17 protein-coding genes are annotated in these 15,936 nt (G+C 67.4%); 10 read left to right on the top strand and 7 right to left on the bottom strand.

Annotated features, from left to right (window positions below; translation table 11 throughout):
- Positions 1–252, top strand: a 252-nt coding sequence (locus AC30PD_RS03600) for a dCTP deaminase (RefSeq protein WP_489534274.1), incomplete at its 5' end; no start/stop codon positions are given.
- Between the two features lie 17 nt (positions 253–269).
- Positions 270–1,154 (top strand): KPN_02809 family neutral zinc metallopeptidase, encoded by an 885-nt coding sequence (gene ypfJ / locus AC30PD_RS03595; RefSeq protein WP_489534273.1) that lies wholly within the window; start codon positions 270–272, stop codon positions 1,152–1,154.
- On the opposite strand, the gene AC30PD_RS03590 is transcribed toward ypfJ, so the two are convergent.
- The 6 genes from AC30PD_RS03590 to dinB all read right to left on the bottom strand — a co-directional run bounded on the left by AC30PD_RS03590 (position 1,138) and on the right by dinB (position 6,197).
- Positions 1,138–1,404: a hypothetical protein gene (locus tag AC30PD_RS03590; RefSeq protein WP_489534272.1), complete on the bottom strand. Its 267-nt coding sequence runs from the start codon at positions 1,402–1,404 to the stop codon at positions 1,138–1,140. The two genes, ypfJ and AC30PD_RS03590, sit on opposite strands and share 17 nt — an antisense overlap.
- Before the next feature lie 92 nt (positions 1,405–1,496).
- Positions 1,497–2,648, bottom strand: coding sequence for an alpha-hydroxy acid oxidase (locus AC30PD_RS03585; RefSeq protein ID WP_489534271.1), 1,152 nt, complete (start codon positions 2,646–2,648; stop codon positions 1,497–1,499).
- 63 nt (positions 2,649–2,711) lie between these two features.
- The gene (locus tag AC30PD_RS03580; RefSeq protein ID WP_489534270.1) at positions 2,712–3,407 is read right to left on the bottom strand and encodes a cupredoxin domain-containing protein; all 696 of its coding nucleotides are present in this window, start codon (positions 3,405–3,407) and stop codon (positions 2,712–2,714) included.
- Positions 3,408–3,436: 29 nt separating this feature from the next.
- Positions 3,437–3,889 (bottom strand): group I truncated hemoglobin, encoded by a 453-nt coding sequence (locus tag AC30PD_RS03575; protein ID WP_489534269.1) that lies wholly within the window; start codon positions 3,887–3,889, stop codon positions 3,437–3,439.
- Between the two features lie 24 nt (positions 3,890–3,913).
- Positions 3,914–4,831 carry a DUF3034 family protein gene (locus tag AC30PD_RS03570; protein ID WP_489534268.1) on the bottom strand — a complete coding sequence of 306 codons (918 nt, stop codon included), beginning with the start codon at positions 4,829–4,831 and terminating at the stop codon, positions 3,914–3,916.
- A 151-nt stretch (positions 4,832–4,982) separates the two neighbouring features.
- Positions 4,983–6,197 carry a DNA polymerase IV gene (gene dinB, locus AC30PD_RS03565; RefSeq protein WP_489534267.1) on the bottom strand — a complete coding sequence of 405 codons (1,215 nt, stop codon included), beginning with the start codon at positions 6,195–6,197 and terminating at the stop codon, positions 4,983–4,985.
- A 113-nt stretch (positions 6,198–6,310) separates the two neighbouring features.
- On the opposite strand from dinB, the gene AC30PD_RS03560 reads away from it, so the two are divergent.
- Positions 6,311–7,534 (top strand): SUMF1/EgtB/PvdO family nonheme iron enzyme, encoded by a 1,224-nt coding sequence (locus AC30PD_RS03560; protein ID WP_489534266.1) that lies wholly within the window; start codon positions 6,311–6,313, stop codon positions 7,532–7,534.
- Here the strand turns inward: AC30PD_RS03560 and AC30PD_RS03555 are convergent.
- A complete protein-coding gene (locus AC30PD_RS03555; RefSeq protein ID WP_489534265.1) occupies positions 7,498–8,670 on the bottom strand; it encodes a substrate-binding domain-containing protein in 1,173 nt (390 codons plus the stop codon). The genes AC30PD_RS03560 and AC30PD_RS03555 overlap by 37 nt on opposite strands.
- Positions 8,671–8,738: 68 nt before the next feature.
- Between AC30PD_RS03555 and AC30PD_RS03550 the strand changes: the two genes are divergently transcribed.
- The 7 genes from AC30PD_RS03550 to AC30PD_RS03520 all read left to right on the top strand — a co-directional run bounded on the left by AC30PD_RS03550 (position 8,739) and on the right by AC30PD_RS03520 (position 15,824).
- Positions 8,739–9,452: an ABC transporter permease gene (locus tag AC30PD_RS03550; protein WP_489534264.1), complete on the top strand. Its 714-nt coding sequence runs from the start codon at positions 8,739–8,741 to the stop codon at positions 9,450–9,452.
- Positions 9,449–10,171 carry an ATP-binding cassette domain-containing protein gene (locus AC30PD_RS03545; RefSeq protein ID WP_489534263.1) on the top strand — a complete coding sequence of 241 codons (723 nt, stop codon included), beginning with the start codon at positions 9,449–9,451 and terminating at the stop codon, positions 10,169–10,171. The genes AC30PD_RS03550 and AC30PD_RS03545 overlap by 4 nt, the downstream gene beginning before the upstream one ends.
- Entirely contained in the window at positions 10,156–11,001 is an 846-nt protein-coding gene (locus AC30PD_RS03540; protein ID WP_489534262.1) for an ABC transporter substrate-binding protein, read from the top strand. Before AC30PD_RS03545 ends, AC30PD_RS03540 begins: the two co-directional genes overlap by 16 nt.
- A 141-nt stretch (positions 11,002–11,142) precedes the next feature.
- Positions 11,143–11,619, top strand: a complete 477-nt coding sequence (locus AC30PD_RS03535; protein WP_489534261.1) for a (2Fe-2S)-binding protein — start codon at positions 11,143–11,145, stop codon at positions 11,617–11,619.
- A 19-nt stretch (positions 11,620–11,638) separates the two neighbouring features.
- Entirely contained in the window at positions 11,639–13,996 is a 2,358-nt protein-coding gene (locus AC30PD_RS03530; protein WP_489534275.1) for a xanthine dehydrogenase family protein molybdopterin-binding subunit, read from the top strand.
- A gap of 29 nt (positions 13,997–14,025) precedes the next feature.
- Entirely contained in the window at positions 14,026–14,820 is a 795-nt protein-coding gene (locus AC30PD_RS03525; RefSeq protein WP_489534260.1) for an FAD binding domain-containing protein, read from the top strand.
- 77 nt (positions 14,821–14,897) lie between these two features.
- Positions 14,898–15,824 carry an AAA family ATPase gene (locus tag AC30PD_RS03520; RefSeq protein ID WP_489534259.1) on the top strand — a complete coding sequence of 309 codons (927 nt, stop codon included), beginning with the start codon at positions 14,898–14,900 and terminating at the stop codon, positions 15,822–15,824.
- Positions 15,825–15,936 lie beyond the last annotated feature (112 nt).

Below are 15,936 nucleotides of genomic sequence, written 5' to 3'. Positions count from 1 at the left end.
ACGATCTGCCTGGGCAAGAGCACCTACGCACGCTGCGGGATCATCGTCAACGTCACGCCCTTCGAACCCGAGTGGGAAGGTTACGTGACGCTGGAATTCAGCAACACCACCCCCTTGCCCGCGAAGATCTATGCCGGCGAAGGTTGTGCGCAGGTGCTGTTCTTCGAGAGCGACGAAGTCTGCGAGACCAGCTATAAGGACCGGGGTGGCAAGTACCAAGGTCAACGCGGTGTCACGCTGCCCAAGGCCTGAACCCGAAGGAGCACGCAATGAAGTGGGAAGGCAACCGTGAGAGCGACAACGTCGAAGACGTGCGCGGCAGCAGCGGCGGTGGCGGTGGCGGGTTTGGCCTCGGCGGTGGGCGGGGCATCGGCCTGGGCACGATCGTCATCGCCCTGGTCGGTGGCTGGATCTTCGGCATCAACCCGCTGACGATTCTGGGCGTGCTCAGCGGCGGTGGCTCGCCCATCGAACAATCACAACCCCATGAGCCGGCGGGCAAACCTCCCGCCGGCGACAAGCAGGCGCAGTTCGTGTCGGTCGTTCTGGCCAACACCGAAGACGTGTGGCAGGCCCAGTTCAAGCGCATGGGTGCCAACTACCAGGCGCCCAAGCTGGCGATCTTCAGCGGAGCCTACCCGACCGCCTGCGGCCAGGGCCAGGCGGCGATGGGGCCGTTCTACTGCCCCGGCGACCAGAAGGTCTACATCGACCTGCGGTTCTTCGAGACCATGCGCACGCAACTCGGTGCCTCGGGCCAGTTCGCGCAGGCCTACGTGATCGCGCACGAGGTCGGGCACCATGTGCAAGACCTGATGGGCATCACCGGCAAGGTCGACGCGATGCGCGGCAAGGTCAGCCAGACCCAGCAGAACGCCCTGAGCGTGCGCGTCGAACTGCAGGCCGACTGTTTCGCCGGCATCTGGGCCCACGACTCGCAGCAGAGCAAGCAGTGGCTGGAGCAGGGCGACATCGAATCGGCGCTGAACGCCGCCACGCAGATCGGCGACGACACTCTGCAGCGCCGTTCACAGGGTCAGGTCGTGCCCGAGAGCTTCACGCACGGCAGCAGTGCGCAGCGCGTCAGCTGGTTCAAGCGCGGCCTCGAGAGCGGCGACGTGAAACAGTGCGACACCTTCAGCGCAAGGCAGTGATCCAGTCGCAGCGCATGCGCCCGCTGCGGTGCAGCCGGATGCGTACGGCCACGTAAAGCCCGGGCAGGAACAGCACCGCAATGCTGGCGGCTTCGCCCCAGGGCGCGCCGATCAGCAGCGCGGCCGGCGCGCCGACCCAGCCCGACATCCACAGCGTGAGAATCGTGTCCCACACGTTCTTCTCGACCGGGTGATCGCGCCAGTGGCGGCGGTGCCAGACCTTGAGCGAATGGTATTGCTGGAGTGTCATGCGAGCCTCGGCGAAGACATCACCACCGCACTCTAGTCCTCGCTCGGGCGTGTGCAAAGCCCCGCGCTTCGCACCCCGTGGCGGCGCCCCGATCAGCCGGGAACGGTGCCCGGCAGCAGGATCTTCCGGTCCACGTTCTGGATGTTGGTGTGGCCGCAGAAGGCCATCGTCACGTCGAGTTCCTTGGCGATGATCTCGAGCGCCTTGGTCACGCCGGCTTCGCCCATCGCGCCCAGGCCGTAGAGGAACGAGCGGCCGATCATCGTGCCGCGCGCGCCCAGCGCCACGGCCTTGAGCACGTCTTGCCCGGAGCGGATGCCGCCGTCCATCCAGACCTCGATCATGTTGCCCACGGCCTGCGCGATTTGCGGCAGCGCGGCGATCGACGAAGGCGCGCCGTCGAGCTGGCGCCCGCCGTGGTTCGAGACGACCAGGGCATCGGCGCCGCTTTCAGCGGCCAGGCGCGCGTCTTCTTCGTCCATGATGCCTTTGAGGATCAGCTTGCCGCCCCAGCACTTCTTGATCCACTCGACGTCGTTCCAGTCGAGCTTGGGGTCGAACTGCTCACGCGTCCACGAGCCGAGCGAGCTCATGTCGCTCACGCCCTTGGCGTGGCCGACGAGGTTGCCGAAGCTGTGTCGTTTCGTGCCCGCCATGCCCAGGCACCAGCGTGGCTTGGTCATCAGGTTGAGGATGTTCGCGAGGGTGGGTTTGGGTGGCGCCGTCATGCCGTTCTTCAGGTCTTTGTGGCGCTGGCCGAGCACTTGCAGGTCGAGCGTGAGCACCAGTGCGCTGCAATTGGCGGCCTTGGCGCGGTCCATCAGGCGCTGCATGAAGTCGCGGTCGCGCATCCAGTACAGCTGGAACCAGAACGGCGCTTTCGTCGCGGCGGCAATGTCTTCGATCGAGCAGATGCTCATCGTCGAGAGCGTGAACGGGATGCCGAACTTCTTGGCCGCGAGCGCGCCGAGAATCTCGCCGTCGGCGTGCTGCATGCCGGTCAGGCCGGTGGGTGCGATCGCCACCGGCATCGCGACCTCGGTGCCGGCCATCGTCGTGCGGATGCTGCGGTTGTCCATGTTGACCGCCACACGCTGGCGCAGCTTGATCTTCTGGAAGTCGCTCTCGTTGTCGCGGTAGGTGCCTTCGGTGTACGAGCCCGAATCGGCGTAGTCGTAGAACATGCGCGGCACGCGCTTTTCAGCGAGTACGCGCAGGTCTTCCATGCAGGTGATGACGGGCATCGCAGTGTCTCCGGGTGGCCTTGTGATCGTGACCCGGCATGCTAACGGCTGCGCCGCCCGGACTCAGCTGCGGCGGCGCCTCGGCGTGAAGTTGAGCTGCAGCGGCGCCTTCAGAGGCGCCGGCGTGACCTGCAGGCGCTGCGAGGCCTGTTCCTGCAATTGGTCGGGGTGCCACACGATCAGCTCGGCGGCGCCGTCGGGCACGCCCTCGATGTTGGCCACGCCGCTGGCGTCGGTCTTGCCGAACCAGGGCGAGCCGCTCACATAGACCTGGCCACGCATCGAGGCATGGATGTGGCAACCCAGGCCGATGGCGCCTGGCCCGTCGACCTTGATGTCGGCCGTCGAAGACGCGCCCTTCTTGCGTGCCGGCGGCGGCGACTTGTATTCGTCGTTCGGCGACGCGGCTGCGCCTTCGGCAGCGTCGAGGCGCAGCTCGAAGTTCTTCACCGGCGGCGTGTTGCCGAGCGGGCCGCTCGGCGTGGAACGCACATGGTGGTCGTAGCCGTCGCGGTTCACGAAGCGCAGCGTGCTGCCGGCCGGCACCACGGTCAGGAACGGCACGAAACGCAGCCCTTCCTGCAAGATCACCACCGGTGCCGGGGCGGGCTGTGCGGCGGTCTTGTCGGCGGTGGCTATCAGCACCACCGCATCGGGCACGGGCTTGCCGTCCTTGTCGGTCACCAGAACCTGCACTGTGCCAGCCTGAGCTGAAACGCACAACGCACCGAACGCCAGGCTTGCAAGGGTCTTCTTCATCGGTGGGTGTCTTCCGTTTTGCCCTGGGCTCAAGGCGTGTTGATGATCTCGCGGTGCATCGGTGCGAGCCTGGCGAGCAGCTTGTTCTGGGTCGTGAAAGCGATGCCCTGAGCGTCCATGCTCTGCTGCAGCACTTCGACCAGCGCGTTGAAGTCGCTCTTGGTCACGTCCATGCCCGAGTGCGCCTTTTTCATGTCGGGGCCCTTCAGCTTGCACGGGCCGCCAGAGACTTCGCAGAACTGCGCCACGAGCTGGGCCTTCACGTGTTTGTGGTCCACGTCCTTGAAGAAAGGCCCCATGCGCTTGTCGGCGAGCAGACGGGTCATGAAGTCGTCCATCAACGCCACCAGAGCGGGCTGGCCGCCGAGCTGTTGATAGAGCGTGTCGTCGGTCGCCGGGGCAGCCACGGGCTGCGCGAAAGCGGCGCTGGTGGCGAGCATGGCACTCACGAGGGCCGCACGGGCCGAGATGTTGAATTGCATCTGAATGTCCTTGAAAGTGCGGCGTCAGAACGCGAGCTGGGCCGAAACGTAGCCGCCGGTCTGGCGCGTGTGGCCGACGATGTTGCCGAGGTCAACGTAGGCCGCGGTGATCGACACGTTCTTGGTCGGCGCCCAGGCGACGAACAGGTCTTTCCAGGCCTGCTCTTCAAAAGCCGCGCCGGCAAAGGCCAGGTTGTTCGGCTTGAAGCGGTATTCGGCACCGACCGCGACGTTCTTGCTGAGCAGATAGGCGAGCGAGAACTCTGGCTTGATGCTGTAGCTGCTCTTGTCGGCCGAGCCGAAGCCGAGCAGGCCGTTCTGGTTCGCCTTGGTCGCCCGCAGGGTGCCATTGACCAGAATGCCTTGCGCGAGGAACAGCTTGGTGGCGCTGATGTACAGGTCGACACCGCGTCGTTTGGCCGAGACCGAGTCGAGCACACCGCCGACCGCAGGCCCGGGGTTCACGCGCTTGAACTCGGCGCCCACTGCGATCTGTGGCATCAGCGTGTCGCTGTCGAGAATGGCGTCACCGGCGACGCGCAGCTTGAGCCCGACGATGTCGAGCTTGAGCGTGGTGTCGGGCACGACCACATTGGCATTGAACTCCTGCCGCGCGAGCGACAGCTCGAAGCGGTCCATCACGCCGACCGCGGCACCGTAGACGTTCAGCGCGTAGTCCTGCGTCTTGGTGCGGGTGATGAAGGCGGTGCCGCCGATCTCGCCGTCGGTCGCGTAGCTGCCGGTCACCGCCCAGGGCGTGAGGCCACCGCCGGCGGCGCCGTCGATGCTGCTCACACCACCCGTCAGCAGCAGTTTGCTGCTGCCCATGCTCAACGCGGGGCGCGGCTCGGGCGCGGCGGCCGGTGCCGCGGTCTGGGCTTGGGCGCTGGCTGCCCACAGCAACAAGGGCAGGGTCTGGCAGGCAAGTCGTGAAGACGTCATGGCGATGAAGGGCTGAAATGGAGGTGCGGTGGATGCCCGCGTGCGAGTGAAGTTCCGATCTTGGCCTGCCGCTCACACGAACGGCGCCGCGTGGCGGCGCTATCCGTGAATGAGTCACGGCCAGAGCGCGCGCCATCGCGAAGCGTTGTCCTCAGGAGTCGAAGAGCGGCAGGCTGTAGTGCCCGCGGACTTCGTTCACCTCGTGGCCAGCGCCGGGCTCGGCCGGCTCGGCCACGGCGGCGGGCGCCACCAGGTCGGCGAGCTTCGCGAGTGCGCCGGCGCGCACGCCCAGCAAGCGCAAGCGGCGCGACAGGTCGACACGTTTCAGGCACTCGCCGGCCGCGCGCCGGATCGTGGCCGCGTCGAGCGTGTGCGCCGGCAGGCTGAGGTCGCGCGTGACCGACTTGAAGTCGTCGAAGCGCAACTTGATGCCGATGGTCTTGCTCGCATAACCCTTGCGTGCCAGATCGCCGGCCAGTTGCACGCACAGTTCGGTGAAGATGGCACCGAGCTCGGCGCGGTCACGCACCGCATGCAGGTCGCGCTCGAAGGTGGTTTCGCGGCTGATCGACTTGGGTTCGCTGTAGGTGACCACCGCACGTTCGTCGCGCCCGTGCGAAGCCTCGTGCAGCCAGGCACCGAAGCTCTTGCCGAAATGCGTGATCAGGAATTGCGGGTCGGCCGCGGCCACGTCGCCGATGGTGTGCATGCCGAAGCCGGCGAGCTTTTCGGTCGCCTTCGGGCCGATGCCGTTGACCTTCTTCGCCGCCAGTGGCCACACGCGCGCCGGGATGTCGGCATGGTTCAACAGCGTCAGGCCGTTCGGCTTGTCGAGCTCGGAGCAGATCTTCGAGAGCAGCTTGTTCGGCGTGATGCCGACCGAGCAGGTCAGGCCGGTTGCTTCGAACACCGCGTCTTTCAGGCGCTGGCCGACCGCGTGGCCGGCGTCTTGCTGTGCGCCGGGAACGTCGCTCACGTCAATGTAGATCTCGTCGATGCCCCGGTCTTCGACCAGTGGCGCCACCGCACGCACCGCGGCCTTGAACAGGCGCGAATACTTTCGGTACTCGTCGAAATCGATCGGCAGCAAGACCGCGTGTGGGGCGAGCTGCGCCGCTTTCATCACGCCCATGCCCGAGTGCACGCCAAGCGCACGCGCTTCGTAGGTGCTGGTGGTGATGACGCCGCGGCCGGTGTAGTCGCGCAGCGCGGCGTATTCGCGCGTGCCGTCGCTGCGCGGCACCGGCTGGTGGCGCCGCCCGCCGCCGATCACGACCGGCCGCCCGCGCAGGTCGGGGTAGCGCAACAGTTCGACCGACGCATAGAACGCGTCCATGTCGAGGTGGGCGATCAGGCGCTGCGGCATGTGCTGATACTGTTGATGCATCCAGTATACCGGGCGTGTTCCGGCTGCGGCCGGTGCAGAACCCGATGCAACAATGAAGCACGACCGCGCTCTGGCGCGCGTGGAGAAAGAAGTTGCCGGGCCATCCCCTCGCCGATCTGCACTCACCCCGCTTGCGCCAGGCCGGCAAGGGCCTGCTCTCGCTCGCCTTGATCGATTCGCGCAACTGCACGCTGCGCTGGATCGCGGCCTTCGAGAAGCTGCTGGGCAATCCGAAGCTCGAACTCGAAGCGCGCGCCGACGCCAACCCGCTGCGCTGGGAGCTCGGCCACGTCGGCTGGTTCCAGGAGCACTGGGTCGCCCGCAACGTGCAGCGCCAGCGCGGCGAGGCTTGCGACCGCAGCCGGCCCAAGCTGGCGTCGATCCTGCCCGATGCCGACCGCTGTTTCGACCCCGCCAGCGCGCCGCGTGCGAGCCGCTGGGCGCTCGACCTGCCCGACCTGCAGACCATCCGCCAATACCTCGTCGACACGCTCGAGACCACGCTCGAACTGCTCGAAGGCTCGAGCGAAGACGACGCGGCCCTCTACTTCTACCGGCTCGCGCTGTTCCACGAAGACGCGCGCGCCGAGTCCTTCGCCGTGCTGGCCCAGACACTCGGCCTCGACACCGGCCTGCTGCCTGCACGCCCGGGCGTGGTCGCACGCCCGCCCTTGCTGTTTCCGGCCAGCCGCTTCCGGCTTGGCGCCGAACCGGGCGGCTTCGTGTTCGACCACCAGAAATGGGCCCACGAAGAACCGGTGCTCGAGTTCGAGATCGACGCACAGGCGGTCAACTGGTCGCAATACGCCGAGTTCGTCGAAGACGGCGGCTACGACGAGCGCCGCCACTGGAGCGAAGCCGGCTGGGCCTGGGTGCAGGCGAGCGGCCGGCGCGTGCCACGCTACGTCGACCAGATGCGCCAGGGCGTGTTGCAACAGCGCTTCGGGCAACTGCTGCGGCTGCCGATGTCACAGCCGGTCGTGCACGTCAGCTGGTTCGAAGCCGACGCCTGGTGCCGCTGGGCTGGGCGCCGCCTGCCGGCAGAGGTGGAATGGGAAGCCGCGGCCTGCCAAGGCGGTACGCGCGGCTTTCGTTGGGGTGACGTGCGCGAGTGGACCGCCAGCTCGACGCGTGTGTACCCCGGCTTCACGGCCGGCCCGGCGGCAGCCCAGCCGAGCCCGGAGTTCGGCGCCGGCAAGGTGCAGCGGGGTGCGTCGTTCGCCACCGCGGGGCGCCTGCGCAGCGAAAAGTGCCGGCACTTCGACGCGCCGAAAAACGATCAGGCCTTCGTCGGCTTCAGAAGCTGCGCTGTCTGAGTGGTTCTGGAGCCGCGGGGCGCGGGCTTCGGCGTGCGGTAGTTCCACCAGGGCAGCACCTTGCGCAGCGACAGCACTTCCCCGCTCTGGCTGGCCGCGTAGCCGGGCAGGCCCTGCAGGCTCAGTTGCCAATCGGGCGTGGCGAGCGCCGCCAGCAGGGCCTGCACGTGCGGGTGGGCCAGGTGGCTGGCCAGGGTGACGAGAAAGTAGCGTTCTTCGCGCAGTGCCACGAACTCCAGGCCTTTCGCGCGCGCCGCCGCCTCGATGCCGAAGGCCACGTCGGCGCTGCCGCTGGCGACCGCTTCGGCAGCGGCGCGATGCGACGGCTCGAAACGCTCGAAGCTCGTGATCTGCTCTGGCGCGACCCGGGCTTCGGCCAGCAGTTGGTCGAGCACCACGCGCGTGCCGGTGCCCCGCGCGCGGTTGACGAAGCGCAGTGCCGGCCGCTTCAGGTCGGCGAGCGCGTGGATCGCCAGCGGGTTGCCGGGCGCCACGTAAAGGCCCTGGGTGCGCGTGGCGAAGCCGATCAGCTTGTGCCGCCCGGGTTGCAGCAGCGGCCGATACACACGCGCCGTGGGCGACCGCGCGGGCGCGTCGGTCAAGGCATGAAAGCCGGCCAGCAGGCAGCGCCCGTCGTTCAGCGCGCCGAGCGCGTCGACGCTGCCGGTGAACTGGATGTCGAGTTGCAGCCGGTGTTGCTGCGCCACCCAGTCGCGCAGACGCGGCAGGGCTTCGTCGTGGCTCGCGTGCATCGTGATCACGCCGGCGCTGTCGTCGAAGGCGATCGAGAAGGCCCGCTCGAGCTCGTTGCGCAGGGCCTCGATCTGCGGCGCCAGCCGCGCCAGCGCCCGGCGTTCGGCCCACACCAGCTTCTCGCCAAAGGGCGAGAGCAGGGCGGGCTGGCCTTTCGCCCACAGCACCAGCGTCTGGCCGAGTTCGGTCTCCCAGCGCTTGAGTTCGCCCCAGACATGGCGATACGACAGGCCGAGCTGGCGCGCCGCGCCCGAGATGGAACCGCTGGTGTGCACGGCCGAAAGAATCGCCATCAGTGGGTGATGCAACTCGCGTTCGGTGCCGGCAGTGGCCTCGGCGCTGCGCGCGCCGGCCAGCGTGTAGGTCAGCTCGACCTTATGCATGAGTGTTCATATCGCTTGGGTGTCGTTCGCCGTCGAAAATGCCCGAAGTATGAAAGATGCCCGCCGGGATGAATGACTTCGCGCAGAGTTTTGCCACCGCCCTCGACCTGATCACCGCTGCCGATGCCGTTCTCGTTCACACCGTCGCGCTGTCGCTCGGAGTCAGCGGAGCGGCCTGCCTGCTGGGCGCGGGCTTCGGGCTGCTGGGCGGTGCCTGGCTCGCGGTCGCGCGCTTCCCGGGGCACCGTGCCCTGGTCACGCTGCTGAACACGCTGCTCGCGCTGCCTTCGGTCGTGGTCGGCCTCGTGGTCTACCTGCTGCTCTCGCGCAGCGGGCCGCTGGGCAGCTGGGGCATCCTGTTCACGCCTTCGGCCATGGTGATCGCGCAGACGATCCTGGTCGTGCCACTGGTGGCCGCGCTCACGCGCCAGCTCGTCGGCGACAGCCTGCGCGACGGTGGCGACCAACTGCGTTCGATGGGCGCCGGTGCACTCACCTGTGCGCTGCTGATGCTGCTGCACGACCGCTGGGCCGTGCTCACGGTATTGCTCACCGCGTTCGGGCGCGCCATCGCCGAAGTGGGCGCGGTGATGATCGTCGGCGGCAACATCGCCGGCGTCACGCGGGTGATGACGACCTCGATCGCGCTCGAAACCAGCAAGGGCGACCTGGGGCTGGCACTCGCGCTCGGCATCGTGTTGCTGGCCGTGGTCGGCTTCATCAACGTGTTCATCGGCTTCGCGCAGCGCGGCCGCGGCTCGGCTTTGGCGGGGGCACGATGAGCGACGGCGCCGTGCTGCTCCGGCTGGCCGACGTGTCGGTGCACTTCGGCCCGGTGCGCGCGCTGCGCCGTGTGGGGCTGACGCTGAACCGGGGTGACTTCGTCGCCCTGATCGGTGCCAACGGGTCGGGCAAGACCACCTTGCTGCGCCTGCTGCACGGCCTGGTGGCCTTCGACGGCACGCGCGAAGTGATCGACGCGAGTGCCACGCAGGTGATGGTGTTCCAGCGCCCGTTCATGCTGCGGCTCTCGGTGCTGAACAACCTGCACGTGGCCTTGTGGCTGGCGCGGGTGCCGCGCGCCGAGCGTGCGGCGCGCGCCGCGCAGGCCTTGCAACGTGTCGGCCTGGCCGATTTTCGCGACCGCCCGGCGCGTGCCTTGTCGGGTGGCGAACTGCAGCGGCTCGCACTGGCGCGCGCTTGGGCCGTGCGCCCGCAGATTTTGTTTCTCGACGAGCCCACGGCCAGCCTCGACCCTTCGGCGAAGAAGGAAGTCGAGGCCCTGCTCGCCAGCTTTGCCGAAGAAGGCATGACGCTCGTGATGAGCACCCACAACCTCGGCCAGGCCAAGCGCCTGGCCACCCGCATGGTCTACCTCGACAACGGCGCGATCCGCGTCGACCTGCCGACCGACCGTTTCTTCAGCCGCGTTGCCGGAGCGAGCAGCGACGAACGCGCCGATCTTTTTCTTAAAGGAGAACTGACATGGACCTTGGAATGAAACTTCACGCGACCGCGCGCCGCACCTTGCTCGGCTTGGGCCTGGCGGGCCTGCTCTCGATCGCCGCGCCGGCCGGCGCGCAAGAGCGTTTCATCGTGATGGCCTCGACCACCAGCACCGAACAGTCGGGCCTGTTCCCGCACCTGCTGCCGGCCTTCAAGGCCGCCACCGGCATCGACGTGCGGGTGGTCGCGGTGGGCACCGGCCAGGCGCTCGACATGGGCCGGCGCGGTGACGCCGATGTGCTGTTCGTGCACGACAAGGCGGCCGAAGAAAAGTTCGTCGGCGAAGGCTTCGGCCTGAAGCGCACCGACGTGATGTACAACGACTTCGTGCTCGTCGGCCCGGCCAGCGACCCGGCCGGCGTGAAAGGCAAGGACATCGTGGCCGCGCTCGCCAAGCTCGGCGCTTCGAGCGCCCCGTTCATCTCGCGTGGTGACAAGAGCGGCACGCACGCGGCCGAGTTGCGCTACTGGAAGGCCGCCGGCGTCGACGCGCCAGTGGGCAAGGTCAGCGGCTACAAGGAATGCGGCTGCGGCATGGGCCCGGCGCTCAACATCGCGTCGAGCAGCGACGCCTACGTGCTGGCCGACCGCGGCACCTGGTTGAGCTTCAAGAATCGCGCCAACCTGGCGGTGCTGGTCGAAGGTGACACGAAGCTGTTCAACCAGTACGGCGTGATCGTCGTCAACCCTGCCAAGCACCCGCACACCAAGACCGCCCTGGCGCAGGCCTTCGCCGACTGGGTGGTGTCGGCGCCGGGCCAGGCCACGATCGCCAGCTACAAGATCGGCGGCGAACAGCTGTTCTTCGCCAACGCCAAACCTTGAGCGTGTGAACGCGGTTCGCCGCGTGCGGTGACGGGTTTCCGACTAGGGAAACCCCGTCCTTTGCGATGCACGGGTGTGCTCGAACAATGGCTCCACCGCTGGCTGAAAGCCGGCATGTCCAGCCATTCACAGGAGACACCCGTGAGCGTTCCCATCTCTCTGACCGTCAACGGCCAAGCCGTCAACGTGAGCGTCGACCAGCGCACCTTGCTCGTGCAGCTGATCCGCGAAAACCTGCAGCTCACCGGCACCCACGTGGGCTGCGACACCGCGCAATGCGGCGCCTGCACCGTTCACCTGAATGGCCGCGCGGTCAAGTCGTGTTCGATGCTGGCCGTGCAGGCGCAGGGCGCACAGATCACCACGATCGAAGGCCTGAGCCAAAACGGAACAATGCACCCGATGCAGGCGGCCTTCCGTGAATGCCACGGCCTGCAGTGCGGTTTCTGCACCCCGGGCATGGTGATGTCGAGCGTGCAATTGCTCCAGGACAACCCGGGCGCGAACGAAGCCGAGATCCGCGAAGCGCTCGACGGCAACATCTGCCGCTGCACCGGCTACCAGAACATCGTGAAATCGATCCAGTTCTGCCAGTCCGGCGCCAAGGCCACGGCTTGAGGAGCACACCATGACCGACATGTCCGTTCCCCCGATGAGCCCCATTGGCCAATCGCTGCGCCGCCGTGAAGACGAGCGTTTCCTGACCGGCAACGGCCAGTACACCGACGACGTGGTGATGCCACGCCAGACCTTCGCCGCGTTCCTGCGCTCGCCGCACGCACACGCGCGCATCAAGTCGATCAATCTCGACGCCGCGAAGAACGCGCCCGGCGTGGTGCAGATCTTCACCGGTGCCGACCTGGCCGAAGCCAAGGTCGGCGGCCTGCCTTGCGGCTGGCTGATCCACAGCAAAGACGGCACGCCGATGAAGGAACCGGCGCACCCGGTTCTGGCACAAGGCAAGGTGCGCCACGTGGGCGACCAGATCGCGCTCGTGGTCGCCGAAACGCTGACGCAGGCGAAAGACGCCGCCGAGCTGATCGAGGTCGACTACGAAGAACTGCCGGCGGTGATCGACATCGCGCAGGCCGAAGGCCACCAGGGTTCGGTGCACGACGACGTGGCCAACAACGTGTGCTACGACTGGGGTCACGGCAACAAGGACGCGGTCGACGCCGCGTTCAAGACCGCCGCCCACGTGAGCACGCTCGACATCGTCAACAACCGCCTGGTGCCCAACGCCATGGAGCCGCGCGCCGTCAACGCGAGCTACACCAAGCACGACGACAGCTACGTGCTCTACGTGGCGAACCAGAACCCGCACGTCGAGCGGCTGCTGATGTGCGCCTTCGTTCTCGGCCTGCCGGAATCGAAAGTGCGCGTGATCGCCCCCGATGTCGGCGGCGGCTTCGGCTCGAAGATCTTTCTGTACCCCGAAGACGTGGCGCTGGTCTGGGCCAGCAAGCGGGTGGGCCGGCCGATCAAGTGGACGGCCGACCGCAGCGAAGCCTTCCTGACCGACGCACACGGCCGCGACCACGTCACGAAGGCCGAACTCGCCATGGACGCGAAGGGCACCTTCCTCGCCTTGCGCGTGAAGACCATCGCCAACATGGGCGCCTACCTGTCGACCTTCGCGTCCAGCGTGCCGACCATCCTGTACGCCACGCTGCTGGCCGGCCAGTACAAGACGCCGGCGATCTATGCCGAAGTGAAGGCGGTGTTCACCAACACCGCGCCGGTCGACGCCTACCGTGGTGCGGGCCGGCCCGAAGCCACCTACGTGGTCGAGCGCATCGTCGAGCAGGCGGCGCGTGACATGAAGATGGACCCGGCCGTCATTCGGCGCCAGAACTTCATCACCGAGTTCCCGTACGCCACGCCCGTGGGCCTGACCTACGACACCGGCGACTACGCCGCCCACCTCGACAAGGCGATGCAGATGGCCGACGTGGCCGGTTACCCGGCGCGCAAGGCGGCGTCTGCCGCCAAGGGCAAGAAGCGCGGCCTGGGTTACAGCTGCTACATCGAAGCCTGCGGCCTGGCGCCGAGCAACATCGCCGGTGCGCTCGGTGCGCGCGCCGGCCTGTTCGAAGCCGGCGAAGTGCGGGTGCACCCGACCGGCACGGTCACGGTGTTCACCGGCTCGCACAGCCACGGCCAGGGTCACGAGACCACGTTCGCGCAGGTCGTGGCGGCCAAGCTCGGCATCCCGGTCGACAACGTCGAGATCGTGCACGGCGACACCGGGCGTGTGCCGTTCGGCATGGGCACGTACGGCAGCCGCAGCCTGAGCGTCGGTGGCACGGCCATCGTGAAGGCGGTCGACAAGATCATCGCCAAGGGCAAGAAGATCGCGGCCCACCTGCTCGAAGCGGCCGACACCGACATCGAGTTCGAGAACGGCGTGTTCAAGGTGGCCGGCACCGACAAGTCGGTGCCCTTCGGCGCCGTCTCGCTCACCGCCTACGTGCCGCACAACTACCCGCTCGACAAGCTCGAGCCGGGCCTGAACGAAAACGCGTTCTACGACCCGACCAACTTCACCTACCCGTCGGGCACCTACATCTGCGAAGTCGAGGTCGACCCGGAAACCGGCAAGACGAAGATCGAGCAGTTCGTGGCGGTCGACGACTTCGGCAACCTCGTCAACCCGATGATCGTGGCCGGCCAGGTGCAGGGGGGCGTGGCCCAGGGCCTGGGGCAGGCCATGATGGAAGGCTGTGCCTACGACCCGCAGTCGGGCCAGCTGTTGACCGGCTCGTACATGGACTACGCGATGCCGCGCGCCAGCGACATCCCCGACGTGAAGCTGGGCAACACCGTCACGCCTTGCACCCACAACCCGCTGGGCGTGAAGGGCTGCGGCGAAGCCGGTGCGATCGGCTCGCCGCCGGCTTACATCAACGCGCTCACCGACGCGCTGGGCGTGAAAGACGTGGCGATGCCGGCGACCGTGGAGCGCGTCTGGCGCGCTGCCAACCAGATCGCCTGACCTTCACCGATTCGCAGGAGAAAACAAGCATGTACACCTTCGACTACCAACGCCCCGCCAGCGTGGCCGACGCCAAGGCCGCGCTCAGTGGTGACGCCCGCTACCTGGCCGGCGGGCAAAGCCTGATCCAGGCGATGAAACTGCGCCTGTCGTCGAGCGAACGCCTCGTCGATCTGGGCGGGCTCAACGATCTGAAGACCATCAAGATGGACGGCGCCAACCTCGTGATCGGCGCGATGGTCACGCACGCGACCGTGGCGGCATCGAGCGACGTGAAGCGCGCCTGCCCGGCGCTGGCCGAGCTGGCCGGCGGCATCGGCGACCCGATGGTGCGCAACATGGGCACCATCGGCGGCTCGATCGCGAACGCCGACCCTGCGGCCTGTTACCCGGCCGGCGTGGTCGGCCTGGGCGCCACGATCCACACCAACCAGCGCACGATCCCGGCCGACTCGTTCTTCACCGGCTTGTACGAAACGGCACTTCAGGCCGGCGAGCTGATCACGGCGGTGAGCTTCCCGCCGGTGCAGAAGGCGGCCTACGTGAAGTACAAACAACCGGCTTCGCGCTTCGCGCTGGTCGGCGTGTTCGTGAGCCAGGGCGCGGGTGGTGTGCGCGTGGCCGTCACGGGCGCGAAGGGCAGCGTGTTCCGCGCGGCAGAGATCGAAGCGGCGTTGGCCAAGAGCTTCACACCCGACGCCGCCAAGGCGGTGAAGCTGCCCACCACCGACATCAACAGCGACATGCACGGCACCGCGCAATACCGTGCAGCGATGGTCAGCGTGATGGCGTCACGCGCCGTCGCCGCCGCACTCGCGCGCTGAGCAGGGCTTGTTCGCACGGGGCTGCAGAGATGCAGCCCCGGCCGTACCATGCGCGGCTCACCAACCCCATCGCTGCGATGACCACACCTCTTGCCCTGCCTGCCTCGGTCGACGCCGTCATCGCGCTGCTCGCGACCGAGAACTACGTCTGCGACAGGCGCCTCGCGACGGCGCTGTTCCTGAGCCTGAAGCTTGCGCGCCCGCTGTTCCTCGAAGGCGAGCCGGGTGTCGGCAAGACCGAACTCGCGAAGACGCTCTCGGCCGCGCTCAACACCGCGCTGCTGCGTGTGCAGTGTTTCGAAGGGCTCGACATCGCACAGACCGCCTACGAATGGAACGTGGCGCGCCAGATGATCGAGATTCGCCTCGCCGAAGCGGCCCATTCGATCCACGGCGAAGGCGACCGTGTGCGCCTGCAGCACAGCCTGTATGCGCGCGGCATGCTGATCGAGCGGCCGCTGTTGCAGGCGCTGACGCAGAAGCAGTCACCGGTGCTGCTGATCGACGAGCTCGACCGCGCCGACGAACCCTTCGACGCTTTCCTGCTCGAAGTGCTGGCCGAAAACCAGATCACGATCCCCGAGTTCGGCACAGTGAAGGCCGACGCGCCGCCGATCACCATCATCACCAGCAACCGGACCCGGGAGATCCACGACGCGTTGAAGCGGCGCTGCCTGTACCACTGGGTCGACTTCCCGACGGTCGAGCGCGAGCTGGAAATCGTGCGCCTGAAGGCGCCGGGCGCGGCAGACCGCCTGTATGTGCAGGTCGTCGAGTTCGTGCAGCGCATGCGCACGCTCGACCTGTTCAAGGCGCCCGGTGTGGCCGAGACCATCGACTGGACAAATGCGCTGGTGGCGCTCAACGCGATCCGCCTCGACCCGGCGACCGTGCACGACACCTTGGGTGTGTTGCTCAAGTACCAGGACGACATCGTCAAGCTGCAGAACGGCGACATGGGGAAGTTGCTCGACGAGTTGAAGGCGCGTGCGCTGCTGGATTGAGGCCTTGATGACGGTCGATGTGATCATTGTCTATCGGCGCGGCAAAGGCGCGTGCGGGCAGGCCTCCGCGCTTCGCTGGAGCGGTCGGCGCGGTGCGCCGACTGCCCTGCGC

The organism is Rhizobacter sp., from assembly GCF_032229685.1.
GTDB lineage: Bacteria > Pseudomonadota > Gammaproteobacteria > Burkholderiales > Burkholderiaceae_C > LMDS01.
This window is presented reverse-complemented; position numbering and strand designations above follow the sequence as displayed.

Bases quoted from the DNA above. Each gene is read 5' to 3' on its own strand.
- ypfJ (WP_489534273.1), top strand. From the start codon at position 270: ATGAAGTGGGAAGGCAACCGTGAGAGCGACAACGTCGAAGACGTGCGC.
- AC30PD_RS03590 (WP_489534272.1), bottom strand. From the start codon at position 1,404: ATGACACTCCAGCAATACCATTCGCTCAAGGTCTGGCACCGCCGCCAC.
- AC30PD_RS03585 (WP_489534271.1), bottom strand. From the start codon at position 2,648: ATGCCCGTCATCACCTGCATGGAAGACCTGCGCGTACTCGCTGAAAAG.
- AC30PD_RS03580 (WP_489534270.1), bottom strand. From the start codon at position 3,407: ATGAAGAAGACCCTTGCAAGCCTGGCGTTCGGTGCGTTGTGCGTTTCA.
- AC30PD_RS03575 (WP_489534269.1), bottom strand. From the start codon at position 3,889: ATGCAATTCAACATCTCGGCCCGTGCGGCCCTCGTGAGTGCCATGCTC.
- AC30PD_RS03570 (WP_489534268.1), bottom strand. From the start codon at position 4,831: ATGACGTCTTCACGACTTGCCTGCCAGACCCTGCCCTTGTTGCTGTGG.
- dinB (WP_489534267.1), bottom strand. From the start codon at position 6,197: ATGCCGCAGCGCCTGATCGCCCACCTCGACATGGACGCGTTCTATGCG.
- AC30PD_RS03555 (WP_489534265.1), bottom strand. From the start codon at position 8,670: ATGCATAAGGTCGAGCTGACCTACACGCTGGCCGGCGCGCGCAGCGCC.
- AC30PD_RS03550 (WP_489534264.1), top strand. From the start codon at position 8,739: ATGAATGACTTCGCGCAGAGTTTTGCCACCGCCCTCGACCTGATCACC.
- AC30PD_RS03545 (WP_489534263.1), top strand. From the start codon at position 9,449: ATGAGCGACGGCGCCGTGCTGCTCCGGCTGGCCGACGTGTCGGTGCAC.
- AC30PD_RS03540 (WP_489534262.1), top strand. From the start codon at position 10,156: ATGGACCTTGGAATGAAACTTCACGCGACCGCGCGCCGCACCTTGCTC.
- AC30PD_RS03530 (WP_489534275.1), top strand. From the start codon at position 11,639: ATGTCCGTTCCCCCGATGAGCCCCATTGGCCAATCGCTGCGCCGCCGT.
- AC30PD_RS03525 (WP_489534260.1), top strand. From the start codon at position 14,026: ATGTACACCTTCGACTACCAACGCCCCGCCAGCGTGGCCGACGCCAAG.
- AC30PD_RS03520 (WP_489534259.1), top strand. From the start codon at position 14,898: ATGACCACACCTCTTGCCCTGCCTGCCTCGGTCGACGCCGTCATCGCG.